17 protein-coding genes are annotated in these 19,026 nt (G+C 34.6%); 10 read left to right on the top strand and 7 right to left on the bottom strand.

The genetic code is table 11. The annotated features are described in order from the left end of the window. Positions 1-177 precede the first annotated feature (177 nt). Complete coding sequence (locus AC4BHP_RS06895; protein WP_139891181.1) at positions 178-1,710, bottom strand: FAD-dependent oxidoreductase; 1,533 nt, start codon at positions 1,708-1,710, stop codon at positions 178-180. A 142-nt stretch (positions 1,711-1,852) separates the two neighbouring features. On the opposite strand from AC4BHP_RS06895, the gene AC4BHP_RS06890 reads away from it, so the two are divergent. From AC4BHP_RS06890 to AC4BHP_RS06875, 4 genes are all read left to right on the top strand, one after another. Further along, entirely contained in the window at positions 1,853-2,326 is a 474-nt protein-coding gene (locus tag AC4BHP_RS06890) for a DUF2243 domain-containing protein (RefSeq protein WP_490551776.1), read from the top strand. Continuing rightward, positions 2,319-2,777 carry a hypothetical protein gene (locus AC4BHP_RS06885; RefSeq protein WP_066100045.1) on the top strand — a complete coding sequence of 153 codons (459 nt, stop codon included), beginning with the start codon at positions 2,319-2,321 and terminating at the stop codon, positions 2,775-2,777. Before AC4BHP_RS06890 ends, AC4BHP_RS06885 begins: the two co-directional genes overlap by 8 nt. A 101-nt stretch (positions 2,778-2,878) precedes the next feature. Continuing rightward, complete coding sequence (locus AC4BHP_RS06880) at positions 2,879-3,676, top strand: type II toxin-antitoxin system SpoIISA family toxin (protein WP_066100042.1); 798 nt, start codon at positions 2,879-2,881, stop codon at positions 3,674-3,676. A gap of 47 nt (positions 3,677-3,723) precedes the next feature. Then, positions 3,724-3,903, top strand: coding sequence for a hypothetical protein (locus AC4BHP_RS06875; RefSeq protein WP_139891179.1), 180 nt, complete (start codon positions 3,724-3,726; stop codon positions 3,901-3,903). A gap of 326 nt (positions 3,904-4,229) precedes the next feature. Here the strand turns inward: AC4BHP_RS06875 and trhA are convergent, their stop codons facing one another. Beyond that, positions 4,230-4,880, bottom strand: a complete 651-nt coding sequence (trhA, locus tag AC4BHP_RS06870; protein ID WP_066100039.1) for a PAQR family membrane homeostasis protein TrhA — start codon at positions 4,878-4,880, stop codon at positions 4,230-4,232. Between the two features lie 414 nt (positions 4,881-5,294). On the opposite strand from trhA, the gene AC4BHP_RS06865 reads away from it, so the two are divergent. Next, entirely contained in the window at positions 5,295-6,173 is an 879-nt protein-coding gene (locus tag AC4BHP_RS06865; RefSeq protein ID WP_066100036.1) for a Cof-type HAD-IIB family hydrolase, read from the top strand. Between the two features lie 299 nt (positions 6,174-6,472). Further along, positions 6,473-6,910 carry a GNAT family N-acetyltransferase gene (locus tag AC4BHP_RS06860; RefSeq protein WP_077247926.1) on the top strand — a complete coding sequence of 146 codons (438 nt, stop codon included), beginning with the start codon at positions 6,473-6,475 and terminating at the stop codon, positions 6,908-6,910. Between the two features lie 284 nt (positions 6,911-7,194). On the opposite strand, the gene AC4BHP_RS06855 is transcribed toward AC4BHP_RS06860, so the two are convergent. Continuing rightward, positions 7,195-7,569, bottom strand: coding sequence for a YuzC family spore coat inner layer protein (locus AC4BHP_RS06855; RefSeq protein ID WP_066100033.1), 375 nt, complete (start codon positions 7,567-7,569; stop codon positions 7,195-7,197). 443 nt (positions 7,570-8,012) lie between these two features. On the opposite strand from AC4BHP_RS06855, the gene AC4BHP_RS06850 reads away from it, so the two are divergent. From AC4BHP_RS06850 to AC4BHP_RS06840, 3 genes are all read left to right on the top strand, one after another. Beyond that, complete coding sequence (locus AC4BHP_RS06850; protein WP_066102227.1) at positions 8,013-9,395, top strand: DHA2 family efflux MFS transporter permease subunit; 1,383 nt, start codon at positions 8,013-8,015, stop codon at positions 9,393-9,395. 311 nt (positions 9,396-9,706) lie between these two features. After that, on the top strand, positions 9,707-11,152 hold the full coding sequence (locus AC4BHP_RS06845) for a UDP-N-acetylmuramoyl-L-alanyl-D-glutamate--2,6-diaminopimelate ligase (protein ID WP_490551775.1): 1,446 nt from the start codon (positions 9,707-9,709) through the stop codon (positions 11,150-11,152). Positions 11,153-11,319: 167 nt separating this feature from the next. Next, positions 11,320-12,174, top strand: a complete 855-nt coding sequence (locus AC4BHP_RS06840; RefSeq protein ID WP_490551774.1) for a DegV family protein — start codon at positions 11,320-11,322, stop codon at positions 12,172-12,174. A 55-nt stretch (positions 12,175-12,229) separates the two neighbouring features. Here the strand turns inward: AC4BHP_RS06840 and AC4BHP_RS06835 are convergent, their stop codons facing one another. From AC4BHP_RS06835 to AC4BHP_RS06820, 4 genes are all read right to left on the bottom strand, one after another. Next, positions 12,230-13,120, bottom strand: a complete 891-nt coding sequence (locus AC4BHP_RS06835; RefSeq protein ID WP_066100023.1) for a DUF6612 family protein — start codon at positions 13,118-13,120, stop codon at positions 12,230-12,232. A 685-nt stretch (positions 13,121-13,805) separates the two neighbouring features. Next, entirely contained in the window at positions 13,806-14,876 is a 1,071-nt protein-coding gene (locus AC4BHP_RS06830) for a DUF3900 domain-containing protein (protein WP_066100020.1), read from the bottom strand. 206 nt (positions 14,877-15,082) lie between these two features. Continuing rightward, positions 15,083-15,544, bottom strand: a complete 462-nt coding sequence (locus AC4BHP_RS06825) for a hypothetical protein (RefSeq protein WP_139891175.1) — start codon at positions 15,542-15,544, stop codon at positions 15,083-15,085. Between the two features lie 313 nt (positions 15,545-15,857). Beyond that, complete coding sequence (locus AC4BHP_RS06820) at positions 15,858-16,301, bottom strand: hypothetical protein (RefSeq protein WP_066100014.1); 444 nt, start codon at positions 16,299-16,301, stop codon at positions 15,858-15,860. 1,212 nt (positions 16,302-17,513) lie between these two features. On the opposite strand from AC4BHP_RS06820, the gene dacB reads away from it, so the two are divergent. Further along, positions 17,514-18,995, top strand: a complete 1,482-nt coding sequence (gene dacB, locus AC4BHP_RS06815) for a D-alanyl-D-alanine carboxypeptidase/D-alanyl-D-alanine endopeptidase (RefSeq protein WP_225983682.1) — start codon at positions 17,514-17,516, stop codon at positions 18,993-18,995. Positions 18,996-19,026 lie beyond the last annotated feature (31 nt).

Raw genomic sequence — 19,026 nt, 5'->3', positions numbered from 1 at the left:
TTTAAAAAGGTATTTGGTTTCATATAAGTTTAAATACTTGATTCTTGAGTTGTATTTACATGAAGAAAAAATACACTCCTTATGTCACATAGATTATCTACCCGGCATAAAAAGTGTATTTTAGTTTTAGGATTCAAAGGATATATAGTAGGGATATGGGAATCTCATTTCAAGCTGTTAATTCAAACGTTCCAACGGTTTAACTGCTGGGCCTTCGATGACTTCCCCGTTAGGTGCAAAGCGGGATCCATGACATGGGCAATCCCAGGAACGTTCTCCATTATTCCATTTCACTTCACACCCCATATGGGTACAGGTAGTATCTACTACACAAACGTTACCTGTATGGTCGCGATAGGCACCGGCTCTTTTACCATTAAAGGTAACGATACTGCCTTCATCGGGTTTAAGTTCATCTGGACTGATATCTTTATCAGCAAGTTTTCCTTTAATTAATTCTTTTGCTACATTTATATTTTCTTTTATGAATTTACCGGCAGATTGTATATGTGTTTCTGAACGAGTGGGGGTAAACAGATCAAAATATGGATTTTCTTTTCCACGTACTAAATCACTTAAAATTAGAGCAGCGACAGCTCCGTTCGACATTCCCCATTTCCCAAAACCAGTTGCAACAAAAATATGATCCTTCATAGAAGAATATGGACCAATATAAGGGACATAATCCAATGTTTCTAAATCCTGTGCTGACCATCTGTATGGAAGGTCATTAACTGTGTAATACTTTTCGGCAAAATCCTTTAGTGCTTCATAATGCTTAAATGGATTTTCGCTTTGACCGGTTTTATGACTTTCTCCTCCAAATAATACCAGGGTTTTATCCCCGTCTTTTGTATGGCGGATTGAGCGGGTAGGCTGCTCGGCGCTAATGTACATTCCATCTGGTAGGTCTTCCTTGATTTCAGCGGCAACAATGTAAGAGCGTTTCGGGCTCAGGCGAGAGAAGTAGAGTCCCTGCATATCATAGAATGGATAGTGGGAAGCAATCACAACTTTATTGCAATAAATGGTATGTCCATTCTTCACTTTAACTTGAACAGGTCCTTTATCGTCATCTTCAATAGCTTCTACTGGCGATTGTTCAAATACTTGTCCGCCTTTTTTTATAATCAGGTTTAAAATATGGCCTAAGTATTTAACTGGATGAAATTGTGCTTGATTAGGCATAATAATGGCATTTTTGATTGGATAAGGCAAAGGCAGGTGTTCGACAAGTTTACCTGGAATGCCCAGTTTTTGATAAGCTTCGAACTCTGACTTGATTTTCTTTTCAAATTTTTCAGTCTCTGCGTAAAGGATGGCTTCCTGTTCTTCATAATCACAATCGATCTCTTCTTCTTTGTAGAGAGAATGGATAAATTCAAGGCCATCCATATTTGCCTGATAGTATAGTTTCGCTTTTTCTTCACCTACCGAATTAATTAATTTGTCATAAATTAATCCATGCTGGGCGGTTATTTTTGCTGTTGTATGGCCTGTTGTCCCATTCATCACTTCGCTTGCCTCAACTAATGCAACCTTTACTCCTTTGCTGACCAATTGATAAGCCGTTAAAATACCGACTATTCCAGCTCCAACTATAACAACATCTGTTTCTAAATCATTTTGTAGCTTATTAAATTTCAGTTCTTCTTGATTCTGCATGAACTTCGTCCAATATGAACTCGATTGATTAGGTAATTGATTCATTTTAACCCCTCCGGTTTTTCCAATATAGTATATAGTTACCCATGTTTTGTTAAAAAAATCAGCTAATTATGATAAACGGATTGTTTATAATGAAGACCGATTGGATATTAAGTAAAAAAATGGGGGCTGGAGGGGAATTCGATTGAGGAGTCAAACTAAAAAGAAATTATTAGTAATAGGAAGCTTTCTGTTGGGATTCGGCTTTATGGGTGCTATGGATGGGATTATTTTTCATCAGCTTTTACAATGGCATAGTGTCGTGATGGAAACGAGTCGCTCAGGTCAAATCATGAGTGATGGGATTTTTCATTTTGCGGTGACGATTGCTTTGGTGGCAGGGGGCTTTATTTTATGGCTTGCTGGTAACCCAACAGACCAAAAGCAGGGTGTCAAACAGATTATTAGTTGGTTTTTAATTGGCTCAGGTTTATTCAATATGTTGGAAGGGATTGTTAATCATCATATCCTGCAGATTCATAGGGTAAAACCAGGTGATCCCAATGCTTTATTCTATGATATAGCGTTTCTGATAGTTGGAGCTATTTTATTTTTGATTGGTTTGTATTTGAAAAATAGTGCGTCCAGGCATAAGGGTGGCGAAGAGATTCGTGTATAGAATACTTAGCTTTATTGTTATCGCTGGGTTTGTATCCATCATGCTATATTTTCATCAACAAAGCAGCCATTTCAGCAATGATGCTCATGCTGGGCATACGGGACAACATGATGGATTAGAAATAAGCAATATAAGTGAAGTGAAAATTCCGGAAATTAATGGATGGATCAAGCAGGATCAAACAGGGTGTTGGATGCTGAAAATCAACACAAAAAACTTTTCGTTTAAACCAGAAAAGCTGGGTTCGAATGAGCAACGAATTAATGAAGGTCATGCCCATCTATATATGAATGGAGATAAAAAGAATAGAATTTATGGTCAATATTATGATTTAGGCACACTCAAACCAGGGGTGTACAAGGTGAAGGTTACGTTAAATACGAATAATCATAAAGCACTAATGTATAACGGTAAGGAGATTGCCTATCACTATAAACTTAAGGTGAAATAGATTACAAACAGTCATCTGACAATTCAGAAGATATACCTATATGGTAATTTGGAATTAAATGGTATGATTATTCATATAAATGATTATCGATGGAGGATGAAATGTTTGGAAAAATTTATATTGCTATTCTAGTATGTTTTTCTCTCGTTTCTTGTATGATGGCCATCGTAAAACCTTCCATATTTGACTTGCATTTAAAAAATTTTCGCCGAAGCCTTTATACGTTATTTGTGCTTTGCCTCGGAATCGGCATTATTGCAGGCGGAATAAATATAACCAACTGGACATATATATTGAGTTTAACTGCAATCGTTGTTTTTATCGATTTATCCGTTCTTTTAACACCAAGCATTTTAAAGATATGGCAGGCAGAGTTTATAACAGGTTCTGAATTTCTTGAAGCTACCATAAAGGAAAATGAAAAAATTCAACGAGCGACGGTGACAAAGGTAGAGCATATGTCCTTATTAGTACAGGATGCTATCTATTATTTTGAGCAAAAGCCTGTTCCTGAAAACGGAGAAGAATATGAGAGAGAGTTAAAGAAATATCTTGTCCTGTATTGTGAGGAATTTGGTTTGTCAGTTGATATCAATCAGTACGAAGCTGACGATTCGATTGACTTAGATATATCCGTCAGGGAGAGAATTAAACAAAAGCTTATCAGGATTGATCATATACATAATTTCGATTTTAATCAGCAGCTTTTACAAAGCTTTACCGATTCGATTTTCAATTTAGAGGTTATCACCCTTGAAGACCACGATGCTTTGTTAATTCCTATCCATTTACAAATGTATAACTTTATTATAGTTTTAAAGAAAGATAAGGGCATTCCCATTGAAGTGGATGGTGTTCATATTGCTAATTTAGTTCACATTTATGATTCGTTTATGTAAAACTTTGGTATAATAAGGGTATAAAAGTTAAGGAAGAGAGGAGTAAGATGGCTATGAGGCGTAGGAGAAATAACATTCAGTCTGACGATTCCGCTGAGGCAATGGCAAAAAACTCCCAGTCAGGTCCCAAAATCACCCATCTCTCTGATAAATCAGTCAGTAAGCAGACAAAGAAAGTAAAAGAAATGAATAAAAAAGCATTGGCTTATATATACTCTGTAAAATAACAAAGTGATGGGACTTTGTTATTTTTTTTGTATTGCTTTTTTGTGTTATAGCATAAGCTATAACAAAATGCACATGTTAGGAGCATAAAATATGACATCTAAGAATGTAACTAAACAATTAGGAAAAAACAGAAGGTACACAGTTTTGGGCAATAAGGCATTAAGGATCAGTAAAATGAATCATGAGGCCATTAGAGTTTTAAAAAAACTTCGAGGTAAATTTGGATAATTGAAGAGACTAAAGGCTAAATAAAACATTCGTTAAAGATAAAAAAGACAGCTTCCGGATAGGGAGAGCTGCCTTAAATTGTAATAAGAATATGTTATTATTTATCCCATGGAAGTAAGTAGAAGAGAATACAGAAGAAATGCATAACACTTCCGGCGATAACGAAAAGATGCCAAATGGCATGATGGAATTTGAAGCCTCTCCATACATAAAAGATAGCACCTACCGTGTATAGAATACCTCCAGTAACTAATAAAATCATTCCATTTGGCTCAAGGAAGTTGACCAATGGTTTCCATGCGAAGACAATCATCCAACCCATTACTATGTAAAGAAGTGTTGATACGATCATATATTTTTTAACAAAAAATGATTTAAAAACTGTTCCCCCAAAAGCTATTCCCCAGACAATACCGAATAAAGTCCAACGTGTCCAACCGTCCAATACAATAAAACAAAATGGCGTGTACGTACCTGCGATAAAAAAATAGATAGCTGAATGGTCGAATATTTCAAATACATTCTTAGCTTTGCCCTGGGGTAAGCTGTGCAAAAGAGTGGAGCACAGATACATAAGAAGCATTGTTATTCCAAATATAGTAAAACTAACGATGTGCCAAGCGGTCCCATATATAGAGGAATGGAAAACCAGCAAAATCAGCGCTACTATACTTAATATAACACCCAGGCCATGGGTAACTGCATTTGCGATTTCTTCACCTTTGCTATAAACATGAATGTCCTTCATTAAATTTCCTTCTTTCTAGTACAATATGAATTATTATCATTAGTATAATGCAATATCATTAATATGTAAATATTAATACTCTATATTATTGCTTCGACAATTCATTATATAGTTTTAATAACTACTTATCACCCTTTTTATAGTATGCATGTTAAATGAGATATTTTTGAATTCATCTTAATTAAGAAAAGGAAACTGGTTATCAGTTTTTTTGTGGTTTACGCAGGTCTGTTATATGAAAGATTTAACTATACCAAGACTCGCATTAGTTCTTCTGAGGCGTGTTGTTTAACTATTCAATAAGAATCATTATTTTAACCATTATAAATAATGAATGGCTTCTACGAATTTAATGAATATAGTAGTATACTAGTATGGTATTTATTTAAGTTACAGTAAAAGGAATGATTGACGTTGAGATTAATTGCAACAGACATGGATGGGACTTTGTTGAATGGTAAAGGTCGTATCAGTAAGGAGAATATAATCGCAATTGAAAAAGCACAGGCGGAAGGGATTCAGGTAGTTATTGTTACAGGAAGACCATACAGTTATGCCTTGATGCCATTGGAACTGGCTGGATTGTGTTGTCCTGTAATTGCATTAAACGGAGCTGAAATAAGAGACGAGCAGGGAGAAGTATTAAATAAACTCCCACTAAAAAAAGAATGGTGCCGCTCAATTCAAAAAGTACTGGAAAATAAAAACGTATATATTGAGTTTTTTACTAACGTTGGAGTTTTTTCTAAAAGTATGGAACAGTATATTGACATTAGAATGCAATTAAAAATGGAGAGATTCCCATACGCTGATGAAGCTCTAATGCTAGAGGATGTTAGAAGAAGAGCGGAGGAACGATTTAAATTCGAACACTGCCATTTTGTAGATAACTTTGAAGGTATATACCTGGATGAAGAATTGATTATCTATAAGATTTTAGTATTATCAGCTGATATGGATGAATTGGCACGTATAAATAGCGAATTAGCCGGTGAAACCGAGTATATCATTACCTCTTCTGAGCGCGGAAACATAGAATTTAATCATCCAAAAGCTCAGAAAGGAACATCATTAAAGATGTTGGCTGATCAATTTAATATCGAGATGAAAGAAGTTATGGCACTTGGTGACCATTTAAATGATGTTTCCATGCTTCAGCTGGCTGGACGTGGAGTAGCTATGGGAAATGCTTCCGATGAGGTGAAAGAACTCTGCCAATATCATACTAAAACGAATGTAGAACATGGTGTTGCCTGTGCGATTGAAGAAGTCCTTGCAATACGTCAAGTTTAAGGTAGTTAGTATGATTACAGCTTAAGTCAATTCTAAATGAGATTGCTAATAATATATTTCATCAAGTCTAATTCTAACAAAACTCAAACTTTATATATGATATATGATTTTCTGCTGATTCTAACGTGATATGTTTATAAATTTTCAGTTGTTAACATCCGTATATACATTCATTTTGTTTATATAAATATGTAAAACAATAGCGAAATAGAATGATTGGTGTATAATGGTAACGGAGCTGACTCCGTAAAATTTTGCAGGGTTATAATTGATCTAATTATAGCCTCAGGAGGAAAAACATGACGATAAGCACAGAAAATATTATGGAATTGATTACGGTTGACCAATGGGATGATGCATATTCAATAATGAAGCAATTACGTACTGATTTGGATAAGCATTCGTATTTAGAATTAATGAATCAAATGCATAAAGAAGGGTACAGGCTTTTTGCATTGTTTTTAGGTGAAGAAGTGGTAGCTGTAATTGGTGTTAGTTCTCGTGTGAATTTCTATAATAAACGTCATATCATTGTTCATGATTTGGTAACAACTGAAAGTAAACGTTCGAGAGGATATGGAGAAAAGCTGCTTGTTTTTATTCATGAATGGGCTAAGGAAAATGGTGCGAATTATGTAGCATTAGAATCTGCTCTTTCACGCACGGATGCTCACCGCTTCTATGAAGAAAAGTTAGGCTACGATAAATGGTGTTACTCATTTCGTAAAAAGCTGTAATACATGATTTCAGATTCTGCGGAACGCCCTTCTTTCGGCATACAAGGTGCAAGCTTTGCATATTTTATTTTTTTTGCCGTGACCATTTTGATATTTGCGTAAATCTTTATCTTTCTTTTTGCAAATAGAACATTTATTGAAAAAAGTGAACATACAAACTTTCTCCTTTAGGAATAAAATAATAGTAGCATAGAACTACTATGAGTATGATAATGAATAACAAAAAAGCCGAAGAAATGTTGTTAATCAGCATTTCTTCGGCTTTTTTGATATTTGCTGATGACTTAAAAAGCTTCATGCCACAGCATAGTTATGGTTAAGGCACTGCTGGAGTCATTTGGATTACCTGGGAATAATTTAATTAATATGGCTCCTGGTGTAAAGACTACCTCTGGGCGATGCTTTAAAGGTAAACTGTTAAGCATTCCTAAGATTTCATTTTTTTGCCCATGCTGAGCATACGTCATTATTTGTCTTGAAAACTGTGGATTGTTTTGAATGTGGTTAGTTATGGTGTAGGCATCATTTATAAGCTCCTTGGCAACCCCTGCTGAATTAATAAATATTACTGGTTGAACTGGAGGAAGCTGGCGATCATAATTTTGGTAATTATTATGGTAACCGGGGTGCATATTATTCATGTCATATGGATTATTCATGTTCCTATCTCCTTTTATCAAAGTAATTATAAATGAATAGATATTAAAGATGGTCTATAGTATTCATACCTATGAAGAGGACTGGCGATAGGTGAATCTTTGGATATGTAAGGAGAAGATGCCTGGTTAAAGTGTTAATGATACTTTTACTTATAATTACTCCTTGTTTTATTGGGATTTTAGTTGGGTCCTTAACCTAGACAACCTATATAGCTGATTGTCTTTTTATTTACTCTTCTTTAAAAGAAGAACTAAGAAAAAAATTCCACTAATAATCTGCTTTAAATAAGGCATGATATATCAGAAAAATGATATAGACGATCTAGCAGATTAACTCATTGTAAGTGTATTAGAAACTTTTTGATGTGAAGCTAACAGGAGGTATTTCATTGAATGCTGGAAAAGTGGATTTAGAAGAGAAAAAGGAGTTCAGGGCTGTACCAATGATGGCAGTTTTGGCAGTGGCAGCATTCATTGGTTTATTCAGTGAAACAGCCTTAAATTTGGCTTTAATCAATATTATGCATGACTTTAATATAGAAGCTTCAACAGCACAATGGCTGACCACAGGATATTTATTGACATTGGGAATTTTGGTACCTGTTTCGGCTATCTTAATTCAAACGTTTACGACCAGGCAATTGTTTTTTTTCTCTCTGGCGATGGGAATTGTTGGCACATTGATTGGTGGCCTTGCGCATTCATTTCCTATATTGGTGTCGGCGCGAGTCATCCAGGCCATTGGAACCGCTATTCTTTTACCCTTAATGACTAATTGCACACTTATTATTTTTCCTCCGCATAAACGTGGGGTAGTGATGGGATTAATGGGGCTTGTTATCATGTCTGCTCCTGCATTTGGCCCTACCTTCTCTGGAATCATTGTAGACCAATTAAGTTGGCATTGGATTTTTTGGACATGTTTGCCGATATTATTGCTTTCCATGGGTGCCGGGATATTTTTTATGAAAAATGTTACAAAACTAACAAAACCAAAGATCGATATAAGGTCAGTAATACTTTCCTCAATTGGATTTGGCGGGATTGTTTACGGATTTAGTGCTGCCGGAGAGGGCGGAGGTGGATGGGGAGAAGCACATGTGTTACTCCCTATTGGAATCGGTCTATTTTTCTTGATATTGTTCTCCTTCCGTCAAATTTATACTGATAATCCTATGATTAATTTGCGCGTATTCACTTACCCTATGTTTTCCCTGGGTGTCTCATTGGTTTTTTTAGCTATGTTAATGATTTTATCGAATGCCATTCTATTACCGATGTATTTAAAAGGAGGGCTACTATTATCGGCATTTACAGCTGGTTTAACGCTTTTGCCTGGTGGGATAATGAATGGGATTATGTCTCCAATTAACGGAAAATTAATGGATAAATATGGGGCGAGATGGTTGGTGGTTATTGGGTTTGTATTAACTAGTATAGCGAGTATTTTATTTTTACAAATCACAGCTGATACTTCTTTATCGACAATTATCATAATGCATGTTTGCTTATCAATTGGCATTGCTTTTATCATGATGCCTTCACAGACAAATGGCTTAAATCAATTACCCAGAAAATATTATCCTGATGGGACCGCTGTCATGAGCACGCTTCAGCAAATTGCCGGAGCTATCGGAACTGCATTGGCGATTACCTTTATGACAATGGGGCAAAATTCATATTTAAATGAAGCAGGGAGTTATCCTAATTCAGAGGTTCTAACGGAGGCTCTCATTTATGGTGTGAAAAAAGGGTATATCCTTATAATGGTTGCTTCAATTACCGGGTTATTATTGTCTTTATTTCTGAAAAGAGTGAAAGTATAGAGAAAGAAAACTCCTTATGTGAAATAGGGAGTTTTCTTTTTGGGTATATAGGCCGATTATTTTGAAATAAATGTATATATTAAAGTAAAAAAATAATCAAAAAGTGTAAAAAGGGTTTATAAGTTTGTAAATAGAGGAATTTAGGTATAGGTGTTGTTCTGTTTGTATAATATGAAAGCTAATACAAAACATATAACTAACTATCTTTTATACAGATAGTAAATCGGAAAAGATAGTGAATTACCATAGAATACCACAAAAAATCTTGAATATTTTCACAGAAGCAGAAGAACAAAAGGGGTTGCTAAGACTTGAAGCTTAAAAATTTGTTGAGTGATGTCGCAAAAGTGTCAGATAAGGATAAAGAAATATATATTACCGGGATTGCTAATAATTCATTAGAGGTAAAAGAGGGATTCATATTTGTAGCCATTACAGGATTTCAGGTGGATGGTCATATGTATATTGAAAAGGCAATTGAAGCTGGAGCGAGAGTTATAATCGGCGAAAAAGAAATCACTGATCTATCGGTCCCGTATATTAGGGTTGAAAATAGCCGCGCTATCCTGGCTGATTTAGCTAAACGTTTTTATCCTGTGCAAGCAGATAGAACAATTATTGGAGTAACAGGTACAAATGGAAAAACTACTACTTCGTTTATGTTGAAGCATATCCTTGAAGCTTATGGTAGATCCTGTTCTTTATTTGGTTCGGTTTATAATTATATAAATGGTGAAAAATCTACACCCTCTGTAAATACAACCATGGATGCATTGCAATTACAAAAAGAATTATCAAGAAGTCAAGATGATATTGTCATAATGGAAGTATCTTCACACGCACTGTCACAATATCGAGTGAAAGGGATTAGCTATGATTATGCTCTTTTTACAAACTTAGACCATGACCATTTAGATTATCATAAGGATATGGAAGATTATTTTTCCGTAAAAGCACAGCTTTTTGCTCAATTAAAGCCAGATGGTGCTGCTGTAATTAATACGAATAATAAATGGGGCAGTAAACTAGAAAGACGGTTATGCGGTACTAATGACCAAATTTCTTGTGTAGGAAATAAAGGAACTGATTTATATATCCAACAAAATAAAACTGGTGATATTCATTTTGTATATAAAAATAAAGAAATCTATCCTATAAGGCTTTCTATTAAGGGAAAACATAATATCCAAAATGCGGCGCTTGCATTTCTAACAGCAAGAAATATGGGTGTACCAGGTGAAGTAATAATAGATGCACTACAATCATTCCCTGGCGTGCCGGGGAGATTTGAAGTAGTAAATCATCCGACGGGTGCACAGTTAATTGTAGATTATGCTCATACTTGCGATGCTTTTGCACAATGTCTTAAAACCGGAAGAGAAATGGGGGCAAAGCGCATCATTCATATATTTGGATTTAGGGGAAATCGCGATGTGACCAAAAGACGTGGTATGGTTGAAATCTCGGAAAAGTACAGTGATCTATGTATTTTAACGCTGGATGATTTAGGGACGGAATCTTTTGAGGGGATGATAGAAGCGCTCCATGATCTAAAGCCGGCTGGTAAAGGGAAAGTCATACCGGATCGAACGTCGGCAATCGAATATGCCTGGAAAATTGCAAAAGATGGCGACTGGATTTTTATTACTGGAAAAGGCAATGAAATGTATAAAAATACGTATCTTTTACCGACTAATTCCGACATAGAGACATTAACTTATCTTTCAAATGAGGAAGAAAAAGTTAAGGTAATTTGAGCCTTGATTGCAAAATTTGTTGAATAAATAATAATAAAGTCGAATTTCCAAGAAAACGTTTGACTATAGTAAGTAGTTAAATTATATTAAGTATGTAGTAATGATTACTACATACTATTTTTAATATAAAATTGGTCATACCATTTTGTTTAAAAGGGGAAGAGGGAATGAAACAAGAACCACCAAGAATTGCTTGGATTACAGACACGACATGCACATTAAATGAGGATTTTATAAAAAAGAACCGAATAAATATTATTCCATTACAAATAGTTATCGATGGAGTTTCATACAAAGAAACAATTGATATTACAGAAAAAGAATTTTACGAAAGAATGGCAAGTGAAAATGCCACTTTCCAATCATCACAACCATCAATTGGTGAATTTGTTGAATTATATGAAAAACTGAAAGAAGAGTATGATTACGGAATAGCTTTCCATTGCTCAAGTAAACTATCAGGTACGTATTCAACATCTGTAATGGCTGCTGAGCAAGTCGGTTTTAAATTGTTTGCAATTGATTCGCGTACTGGATCTTACCCTCATTCTTATTTAGTGAAAAAAGGTATAGAGTTATTCGAACAGGGTATGGATGCCGAAGAAATTGTCAAACAAATCGAAGAAATCAAAATGAATACAAGGATATTTCTTATCCCGTCCAATCTTAATCAGCTCCATAAAAGCGGCCGAGTTTCTGGAAGCCAAAGACTCATTGCTAACTTGTTTAATATTAAGCCTATTCTTTCTGTAGAAACAGAAGGGGCAAAAATTAGAGAAAAAGTTAGAACTGAAAAGAGAGCCATTACTTATATTTTAGACTTATTAAGAGAAGATATGAAAGTTTGTAAAGTTAGTAAAATAGTAGTTATCCATGCTGATGACGAAGAAAATGCGCGTAAATTGGAAAAACAAATAAATGAAGAATTTAACTCCATTCCTACTGAGCGAATGCTATTGGTTCCTGTTGCTGGAGTCCATACAGGAGTAGGAACAATCGGAGTCTCATGGGTATGTGAATAAATAGTAAAACTAAAGAAACTAAAGCTCCTCGACTGGGAGCTTTAGTTTTTTATAGTTACATACTGGTTGTATCATTTAAATTTATTTCGTTTGGATTATCCAATGCTTCCTTAGGAAGTACAATCTTATCAATTTTATTATAGTCATAGTAGCTAGATTCAATACTTTGTTCTAATACAAGGGAATTTCCGTTTTCCGAGATACCTATATTCATATCTACATTCATCACCGATGGTAAAAAAGTATTTTTGTCTATAAAGATTTCATATTCGACTTCTTGTAGTGTCATAGATTTCAGAGCTGTTTCTAATTCAGGTATATTAGCAGGTAATGATCCTTTTACGTATTCATTTAATTTTTCATCATTGCCTGCTAAAGTTAAAACATATTGATCAGCTTCCTGCTCAAAGGTAAAGTCGTCTGCAAATGACTCTAAATCTTTCAGAGAATCTAATTGATTCGTTCCCGGCTGTAAATTAAGCCCTTTCGCCACCTCAGTATAATCTGCATTATATCTTCCCCACTGATCTCCCTCGATATCGTGCATGAAAAATCCTTCATCTGTTAAATATTGATCGATTTTACCTTCCTGTTCTCCGGTTGCTGGATTTTTATAATAAATTTCAATCTGTTGGTATAAGGACAAAGGTTCCTGAATCATTTTAGAGTCTGTCCTTGTTTCTGTTGTCAAAATGATTCCATCAGCTTCAGTTGATATTTCTTGATCTATATCTAATTTAAGACCAAGACTTTTAACTTCAGAAGAAGCCTCAACCATTTTTTTATAGACTTCCTTGGCTGTTAGTTCAGATTCACCATTTTTTGTTTCCTCTGCCTTTGCTACCTCATTGCCATTTTTAGATACCGGTGAAGCTTCCTCATTACAAGCAGTTAAAAATAAAATGAAAAAAATACTTCCCAAATAAGATACTGACTTCTTCAACATATGTTCCTTCTTGATATTGAATTCACTGAAAACGAAGTACATTCTAAAGCATATTAAGCAAAGTCATATATGTATAAATTAATTGCAAGTTTGCAAGTGCTTAACTAAGTAGACAATTGGACTGATATCAGGAAATGAATTTTTTATACTGATTGAGATGATACCTAATGAAGAGAGCATCTGGAGATTATTCATAGTGGTAATGATCAAATCAACAATAACACAATACCCTAAATTTTGTAAAAAATGCATCTTTATAAATATAATTAATATTTTGTTTGAATATGATTATAGCAACTGTATTACTAGTTATATAAGTAAACAAAACAGAAGAGAAGGGGGGCAAAAGCTGGTGTGAATTCTGAATGGAGGATACCGCTACATTAATCTAAACTTTAAATTTATAAATGATAATCTAAAAGTAGCAAAGAATGGCTGGATCAATGAAAGGGGTTCTGGGCTATTTTATATAGCCGGTTTTGTCAGAATGCAGATAAATTTTTTACTAGCAATAATGGCAAAAAAATGGATTGTCTTAATATCCAATCTTAAATAGTGTTTAAAAAAATAGGCTGTCGACAAAGTCGGCAGCCTAAAAACCATCTAATCTAAAGGTTATCATATATCAGGATTTATAGCTTTAAAATCAGAACCCTTCTTTAAATCATGGAATTTAACCTATGATTTAAAAAGTATTATTTTCATAGGTCTTTTTATTTATTTTATCGATTACCCTATGCAGGTCATCAGGTTTGTGGAATTCGATGGGGGAGAATCCCTTCTCAAATAAAATTTGCTCTGCTTCAATCACCAATACATAACGATTGTTAATTTTGGCTAAATGAATGGTTTCACCGAAATCGGCCAGCAATCCTTTAATATTCGTATTATCCAGCTTCATCTTTAGTTCAATATCCGGTTCTTGTTCAACAATTTGAGCGGCTGCTTCTACAACTTGTTCAGTTGTTAATCGTTCCTGAAGCTCACGCTTGGGACTGTCAGCCCAGATTTCAATAGCTTCTTCAAACTGACGGCGTTCCTCACTTTCGGGCTCATATACTTCACCAATATGCTCCTGTACCATGTCAATGACATGATTCTTCACTAATTCTTGTTTAGATTCACCATACTCTACAAATTTTAAAAAATCTTCGAAATATCGGGCATGTGAGGATTGATGAATCTTTAATTCGCTTTCCTCAATCATGCCTTCTTCAGGCATATGAGGGTATAGAATGGATTTCATATTTTTAGTAGTGATGGCCATCTCGACATTGCGAATTAATGTTTTTTCATCAGATATAGAAGCGACCTTTGGTTCAAAATCACATTTCATTAAAAATAAAAATCGATGTTCGAAAAATTTCCGCGGTACGGCTGAAGCCATAACAAACACACCGCCCCGAACTGCACTTGTATCAAGATAAGCATGAACGAATTCCTCACTGAATGCTTTAAAATCTTCTTTATTATCAGCAAAGCGAGTACGGTTAAATGCATTGTAGTTTGGATTTGAATCCAATGTATGACCTGGTTCAATTATAAAATGGCCCAGCTTTGTTGGTACTTGTTCTGAATTGGGATGACGATCAACTTTACGCTTTACGATTTTCTTGAATTCGCCATCAAGGAAATCTTTAAGAGCACTTTCCTCATATTCATCTGTATCAAGTGTTTGATAATGCTTAGCTGTAGGCTGTTCCTTATCTTCTGTTTCCACAACAAAGAAAGATAAAAATTTAATCTCAAATTCCATGTTATACACCTTTTTTCCTTAGAGTCAGCCTTTTCAGTATCCCAAAACAGAGGTATTTCGTCAATGAAGACATGGTCGAAGATCGAAATAAAGAAAGCTGAGAGTTCTTTTTAAATTTAACCAACCATCTAGCCATGAACTTTCCTTAGTGATGCAATAATAAAAGCGAATGAACAGGGTGCTTCATTCGCTTAGAAGGTAGATATTCAGGAGGCTTCTATACTGTTTTTATGATTCCTGTTAAGTACCAATAAACGTCTTTTTAATTCATTGGCATATAGGATATCATGATGTTTCATAGCTATATTAAGTAAATCTAATAAATCATCAAGTGTTAGATGAGGGGTTGATTGTTCGTCAACAGAAGGCATTTGATCTTTAAGAGGGTTATCTTCATTCTGATTGGTATAAAAATCAGTGAAAATATCTACCAATAAGGCATCTGTGATTTTTTCCCCATTTGTTTCTGGTAGTCGATTCTGAGACTCAAGTTCTTCTACAACACAATCGAATCCTTTATCGGATAAGGAAAACTCTCCGTTTCTGCCGAATAATTGTTTGAAAATAGTAAGTAGGACTGGAGTTGTTAATGATATCAATAGCTTTTCATATACAGTTTTTGTCTGCCTGATTTCTGATACTATGATTTCCTTAGTCGTTGATTTCATTTAAATCCCCCTCAAAAAATAATAATCGCACAATATTTTGTTGGGACCATAATAACATATACCTTTATATGATTTACACTGTAGTGAACTGAATAATTGCAATTGTCACAATATAGTAGTATTTTCCCTATATTAGAAGGAATACCCTGTAATTAGATGGCATCTTTGTTGGAAATACTTCTATATGTAATCGCTTGGCAAAATAATCTATTTATAATGGTTGCTGATCAATTTTGATATTTTATTGTAATTAACATTTGTACGCATTAAAAAGGATGCCTTTTAAAAAAGCATCCCCACATATTTATAATTTTTATCGTAATAAAGAACAAATTTGAGAAAGGCGATCTTTAATATGTTCTGCATAAAGCTCATCATGATCTTCGTTTGCGAAATTAAGTAAATCCAGTAGGTCATCTACTGTTAAATCATTTGTTTCTTCTTTGGAGTCCCCTTCATCATCCTCCAAAACGGTCTCAGCCGTGACGTGCCTGCCAATCTTGTCATAAAATAAATGAATCAGTGTTGAACTGGCATATGGCACAGAAGTGTTTGGAAGCTCTTCCGTGTGGTCTTTCAATTCAGTAAGAATTTTATAATAAGCATTTTCACTTAACCGGTGTGTCCCAGAAGGTCCGAATAAATTATAAAACATTTTTATAATAATCGGAGCTGATAAAGAATGTAATAATTTTTGAGAAACTTGGTCTGATTGATTTAGTTCAGCAATAATTGTATGATATGTGTTTTTTTTCATCTTAAGACCTAACTTTCCTTTTTTAATAATCTATGATAGAACAAAAAATAAAAAAAACAAAATATTTTGATTCCATATGAATCATATATTTATAATTTCATCTAACATAAATCATTCTTATAGCAAGGTTTTAACGTTTGTTTTTTAGAGGTCCTCTTGAAATACGGAAATGTTATTACAAAATAAAGGAAAATAGGTGTTAACATTTGGCAAGGGATTACGGTATAGTGAAAGTAGAAGACTTTCAGAAAGGTTGAATAAGATGGCTCATATTATAATATTTAACAAAAATATTCTTACCACTATTATTTCTTTTATAAAGATAATTTGCTCTGCACTATTTGTTGGATTCATTGCTGTTGCTGGTATAGCATTAGTGATTTACACTTTTATGATATTAGAGGAATTCATTTCCTCAATTATATAGGTTGTGCTCGGTTTAACATATGCTTAGATTTTAAAATGATTGTTTACATAATATTTTTATTTAGTATTAGTAAAAGTTTTGACTAATGAATCTAAAAACAACTAAAAGTATAGAATTATGTATATATCTCTACATTATATAATAAGAATTAACTACATAGTTAAGGTGACAGCTTGTCTCTTCATTGGTCATTCAAATTAAGTATGTTCTACATATTTTAAAATTAGAGGTTATGGCTACTCCAATCATATAAAAAAGGATGCTAACGCCTGGCATTATTTTTTTTATAATATGATTGGTGATTCGAGCTGTTTGAATACTGTTGCCAAGACCACACTATAACTTTATAGGTCTTTCCATCCTTGTACATATTTTTCCCCTTGATAACCCCAACATTTACTCCAAACATCAAGACAAGCACTGGGGGTACTAACCCTGTTTCTGAAAACGTGTTTGTACATAATCTTCCTAACTCACAGTCTTTTTTAGCTGTTTCTTCATCCCCACACTATATAGCTAATAAATCAGAATATATAAAGTTAAGGGGGAGCAACCAATGTATTCGCGAACTATATCCCTTCTCTGAATGTTTTAACAATAGAAGCAGTACTAGTAAATATGATTAGGGAGAAGATAATTAGTAAAAAGTGTGAGGTCATTTTTTTAAAAATGATTCTCCTTTTAGGTGCTTTCATATACAAATTAATATGGCTATGCCTTCATAGCCAGTTATACTCTGCTGTTTAATAAAAGTGTTTAAAAAAAATATAGAAGGGGAGAGTCCATTGTACAAGCAGATGAAATGGTTATGTCTGTTAATGGTTGTTATGGTTATTAGTTTTAGCTCTGTCAGTCCCTTGAAAAAGGACGAGGCTTCTAATGCCGCTGGAGGAAGCCAGTTAAGCTCTAAAATCGCCAAGGTGCTAAGCCATCCTGATTTAAAAGGTGCCAGTATTGGAATAAGCGTGAGAAATGCATCTAATGGAAAAATAATATACAAGCATAATGGGGATACCAGATTAAGGCCGGCCTCAAGTATGAAGTTAGTTACCGGTGCTGCTGCTCTTCAATTACTTGGAGAAAACTATCGTTTCAAAACTGAGATCTATACAGATGGTAAACAAAAAGGAAGTACCTTAAAGGGAAATATTTACATCAGAGGGAAGGGGGATCCTACTCTAGGGGAAAAGGATCTAGACAATATTGCTTTAGCTCTAAAAAAGAAGGGGATAAAGAAGATTAAAGGAAATCTTGTGGCGGATGATACTTGGTATGACCAAATCCGATTATCATTGGATATGCCATGGAGTGATGAGCAAGAGTATTATGGTGCTCAAATTTCTGGATTAACCTTTTCCCCCAATGCTGATTATGATGCAGGTACAGTGATTATACAAGTCAAGTCTGGCAATAAAGTAGGTAAAGCCGCCTCTGTAACCATGACTCCAAAGACGGATTATGTGAAGATATCGAACAAAACCAAAGTTGGTAAGGTTAACAGTAAAAATACTGTTAAGATACATAGAAAACATGGCAGCAATGGAATTACTGTCACCGGGAATGTCCCTCTAAATTCCGGTACTACAAAAACATGGATTTCTGTATGGGAGCCTACTCGATATACCCTTGCTTTATTTAAAAGATCTTTAGAAAAGCAAGGCATTAAAATTACTGGGAATTATACAGCCGGAAAAATACCAGCTAAGCCTACAAAGCTTGCCACCGACCATTCACCTAAATTGGGTACGATTCTTGTACCATATATGAAGCTTAGTAATAATACAATATCTGAGGTTCTTGTAAAAGAAATGGGCAGGGTAAAAGGAAAAGTGGGAAGCTGGGATAAGGGATTATCAGTTGTTGAGGGCCAGTTTGTCGATTTGGGGATTGGAAATGATGCCATACTTATGAGAGACGGTTCAGGGTTGTCTCATGTTAGTATGATCTCAGCTAACGCATTAACAAATTTACTTTATAAAGCGCAAACCAAACCATGGTATAAAACATATAAGAATGCACTTCCAGTAGCAGGTGATAGTGATCGAAGTGTAGGAGGGACATTAAGAAACAGAATGAAGGGCACAGCTGCACAAGGTAAAATCATAGCCAAAACAGGTACGATTTCAACGGTCAGTAGTTTGACGGGATATGTAAAAGGAAAGAAGGGGAATAAATACGTTTTCTCCATCATTATTAACAATGCCAAGAAAGAAAATCAGCTGAAGAAAATTGAAGACGAGATGGCTGTCATTCTGGCTAGCAATTAGAAAGAACAATCCAATTAAGTAGGACCTGCAC

It is taken from the genome of Pradoshia sp. Z4_20, assembly GCF_058216035.1.
Note: the sequence above shows the minus strand (reverse complement) of the source record. Positions and strands in the feature narration are given on the sequence as shown.

Excerpts from the sequence above, each read along its gene's own strand:
- AC4BHP_RS06860 (WP_077247926.1), top strand. The coding sequence starts at position 6,473 with ATGACGATAAGCACAGAAAATATTATGGAATTGATTACGGTTGACCAA.
- AC4BHP_RS06875 (WP_139891179.1), top strand. The coding sequence starts at position 3,724 with ATGGCTATGAGGCGTAGGAGAAATAACATTCAGTCTGACGATTCCGCT.
- AC4BHP_RS06895 (WP_139891181.1), bottom strand. The coding sequence starts at position 1,710 with ATGAATCAATTACCTAATCAATCGAGTTCATATTGGACGAAGTTCATG.
- AC4BHP_RS06850 (WP_066102227.1), top strand. The coding sequence starts at position 8,013 with ATGATGGCAGTTTTGGCAGTGGCAGCATTCATTGGTTTATTCAGTGAA.
- AC4BHP_RS06825 (WP_139891175.1), bottom strand. The coding sequence starts at position 15,544 with ATGAAATCAACGACTAAGGAAATCATAGTATCAGAAATCAGGCAGACA.
- AC4BHP_RS06840 (WP_490551774.1), top strand. The coding sequence starts at position 11,320 with ATGAAACAAGAACCACCAAGAATTGCTTGGATTACAGACACGACATGC.
- AC4BHP_RS06855 (WP_066100033.1), bottom strand. The coding sequence starts at position 7,569 with ATGAATAATCCATATGACATGAATAATATGCACCCCGGTTACCATAAT.
- AC4BHP_RS06880 (WP_066100042.1), top strand. The coding sequence starts at position 2,879 with ATGTTTGGAAAAATTTATATTGCTATTCTAGTATGTTTTTCTCTCGTT.
- AC4BHP_RS06835 (WP_066100023.1), bottom strand. The coding sequence starts at position 13,120 with ATGTTGAAGAAGTCAGTATCTTATTTGGGAAGTATTTTTTTCATTTTA.
- AC4BHP_RS06830 (WP_066100020.1), bottom strand. The coding sequence starts at position 14,876 with ATGGAATTTGAGATTAAATTTTTATCTTTCTTTGTTGTGGAAACAGAA.
- AC4BHP_RS06820 (WP_066100014.1), bottom strand. The coding sequence starts at position 16,301 with ATGAAAAAAAACACATATCATACAATTATTGCTGAACTAAATCAATCA.
- trhA (WP_066100039.1), bottom strand. The coding sequence starts at position 4,880 with ATGAAGGACATTCATGTTTATAGCAAAGGTGAAGAAATCGCAAATGCA.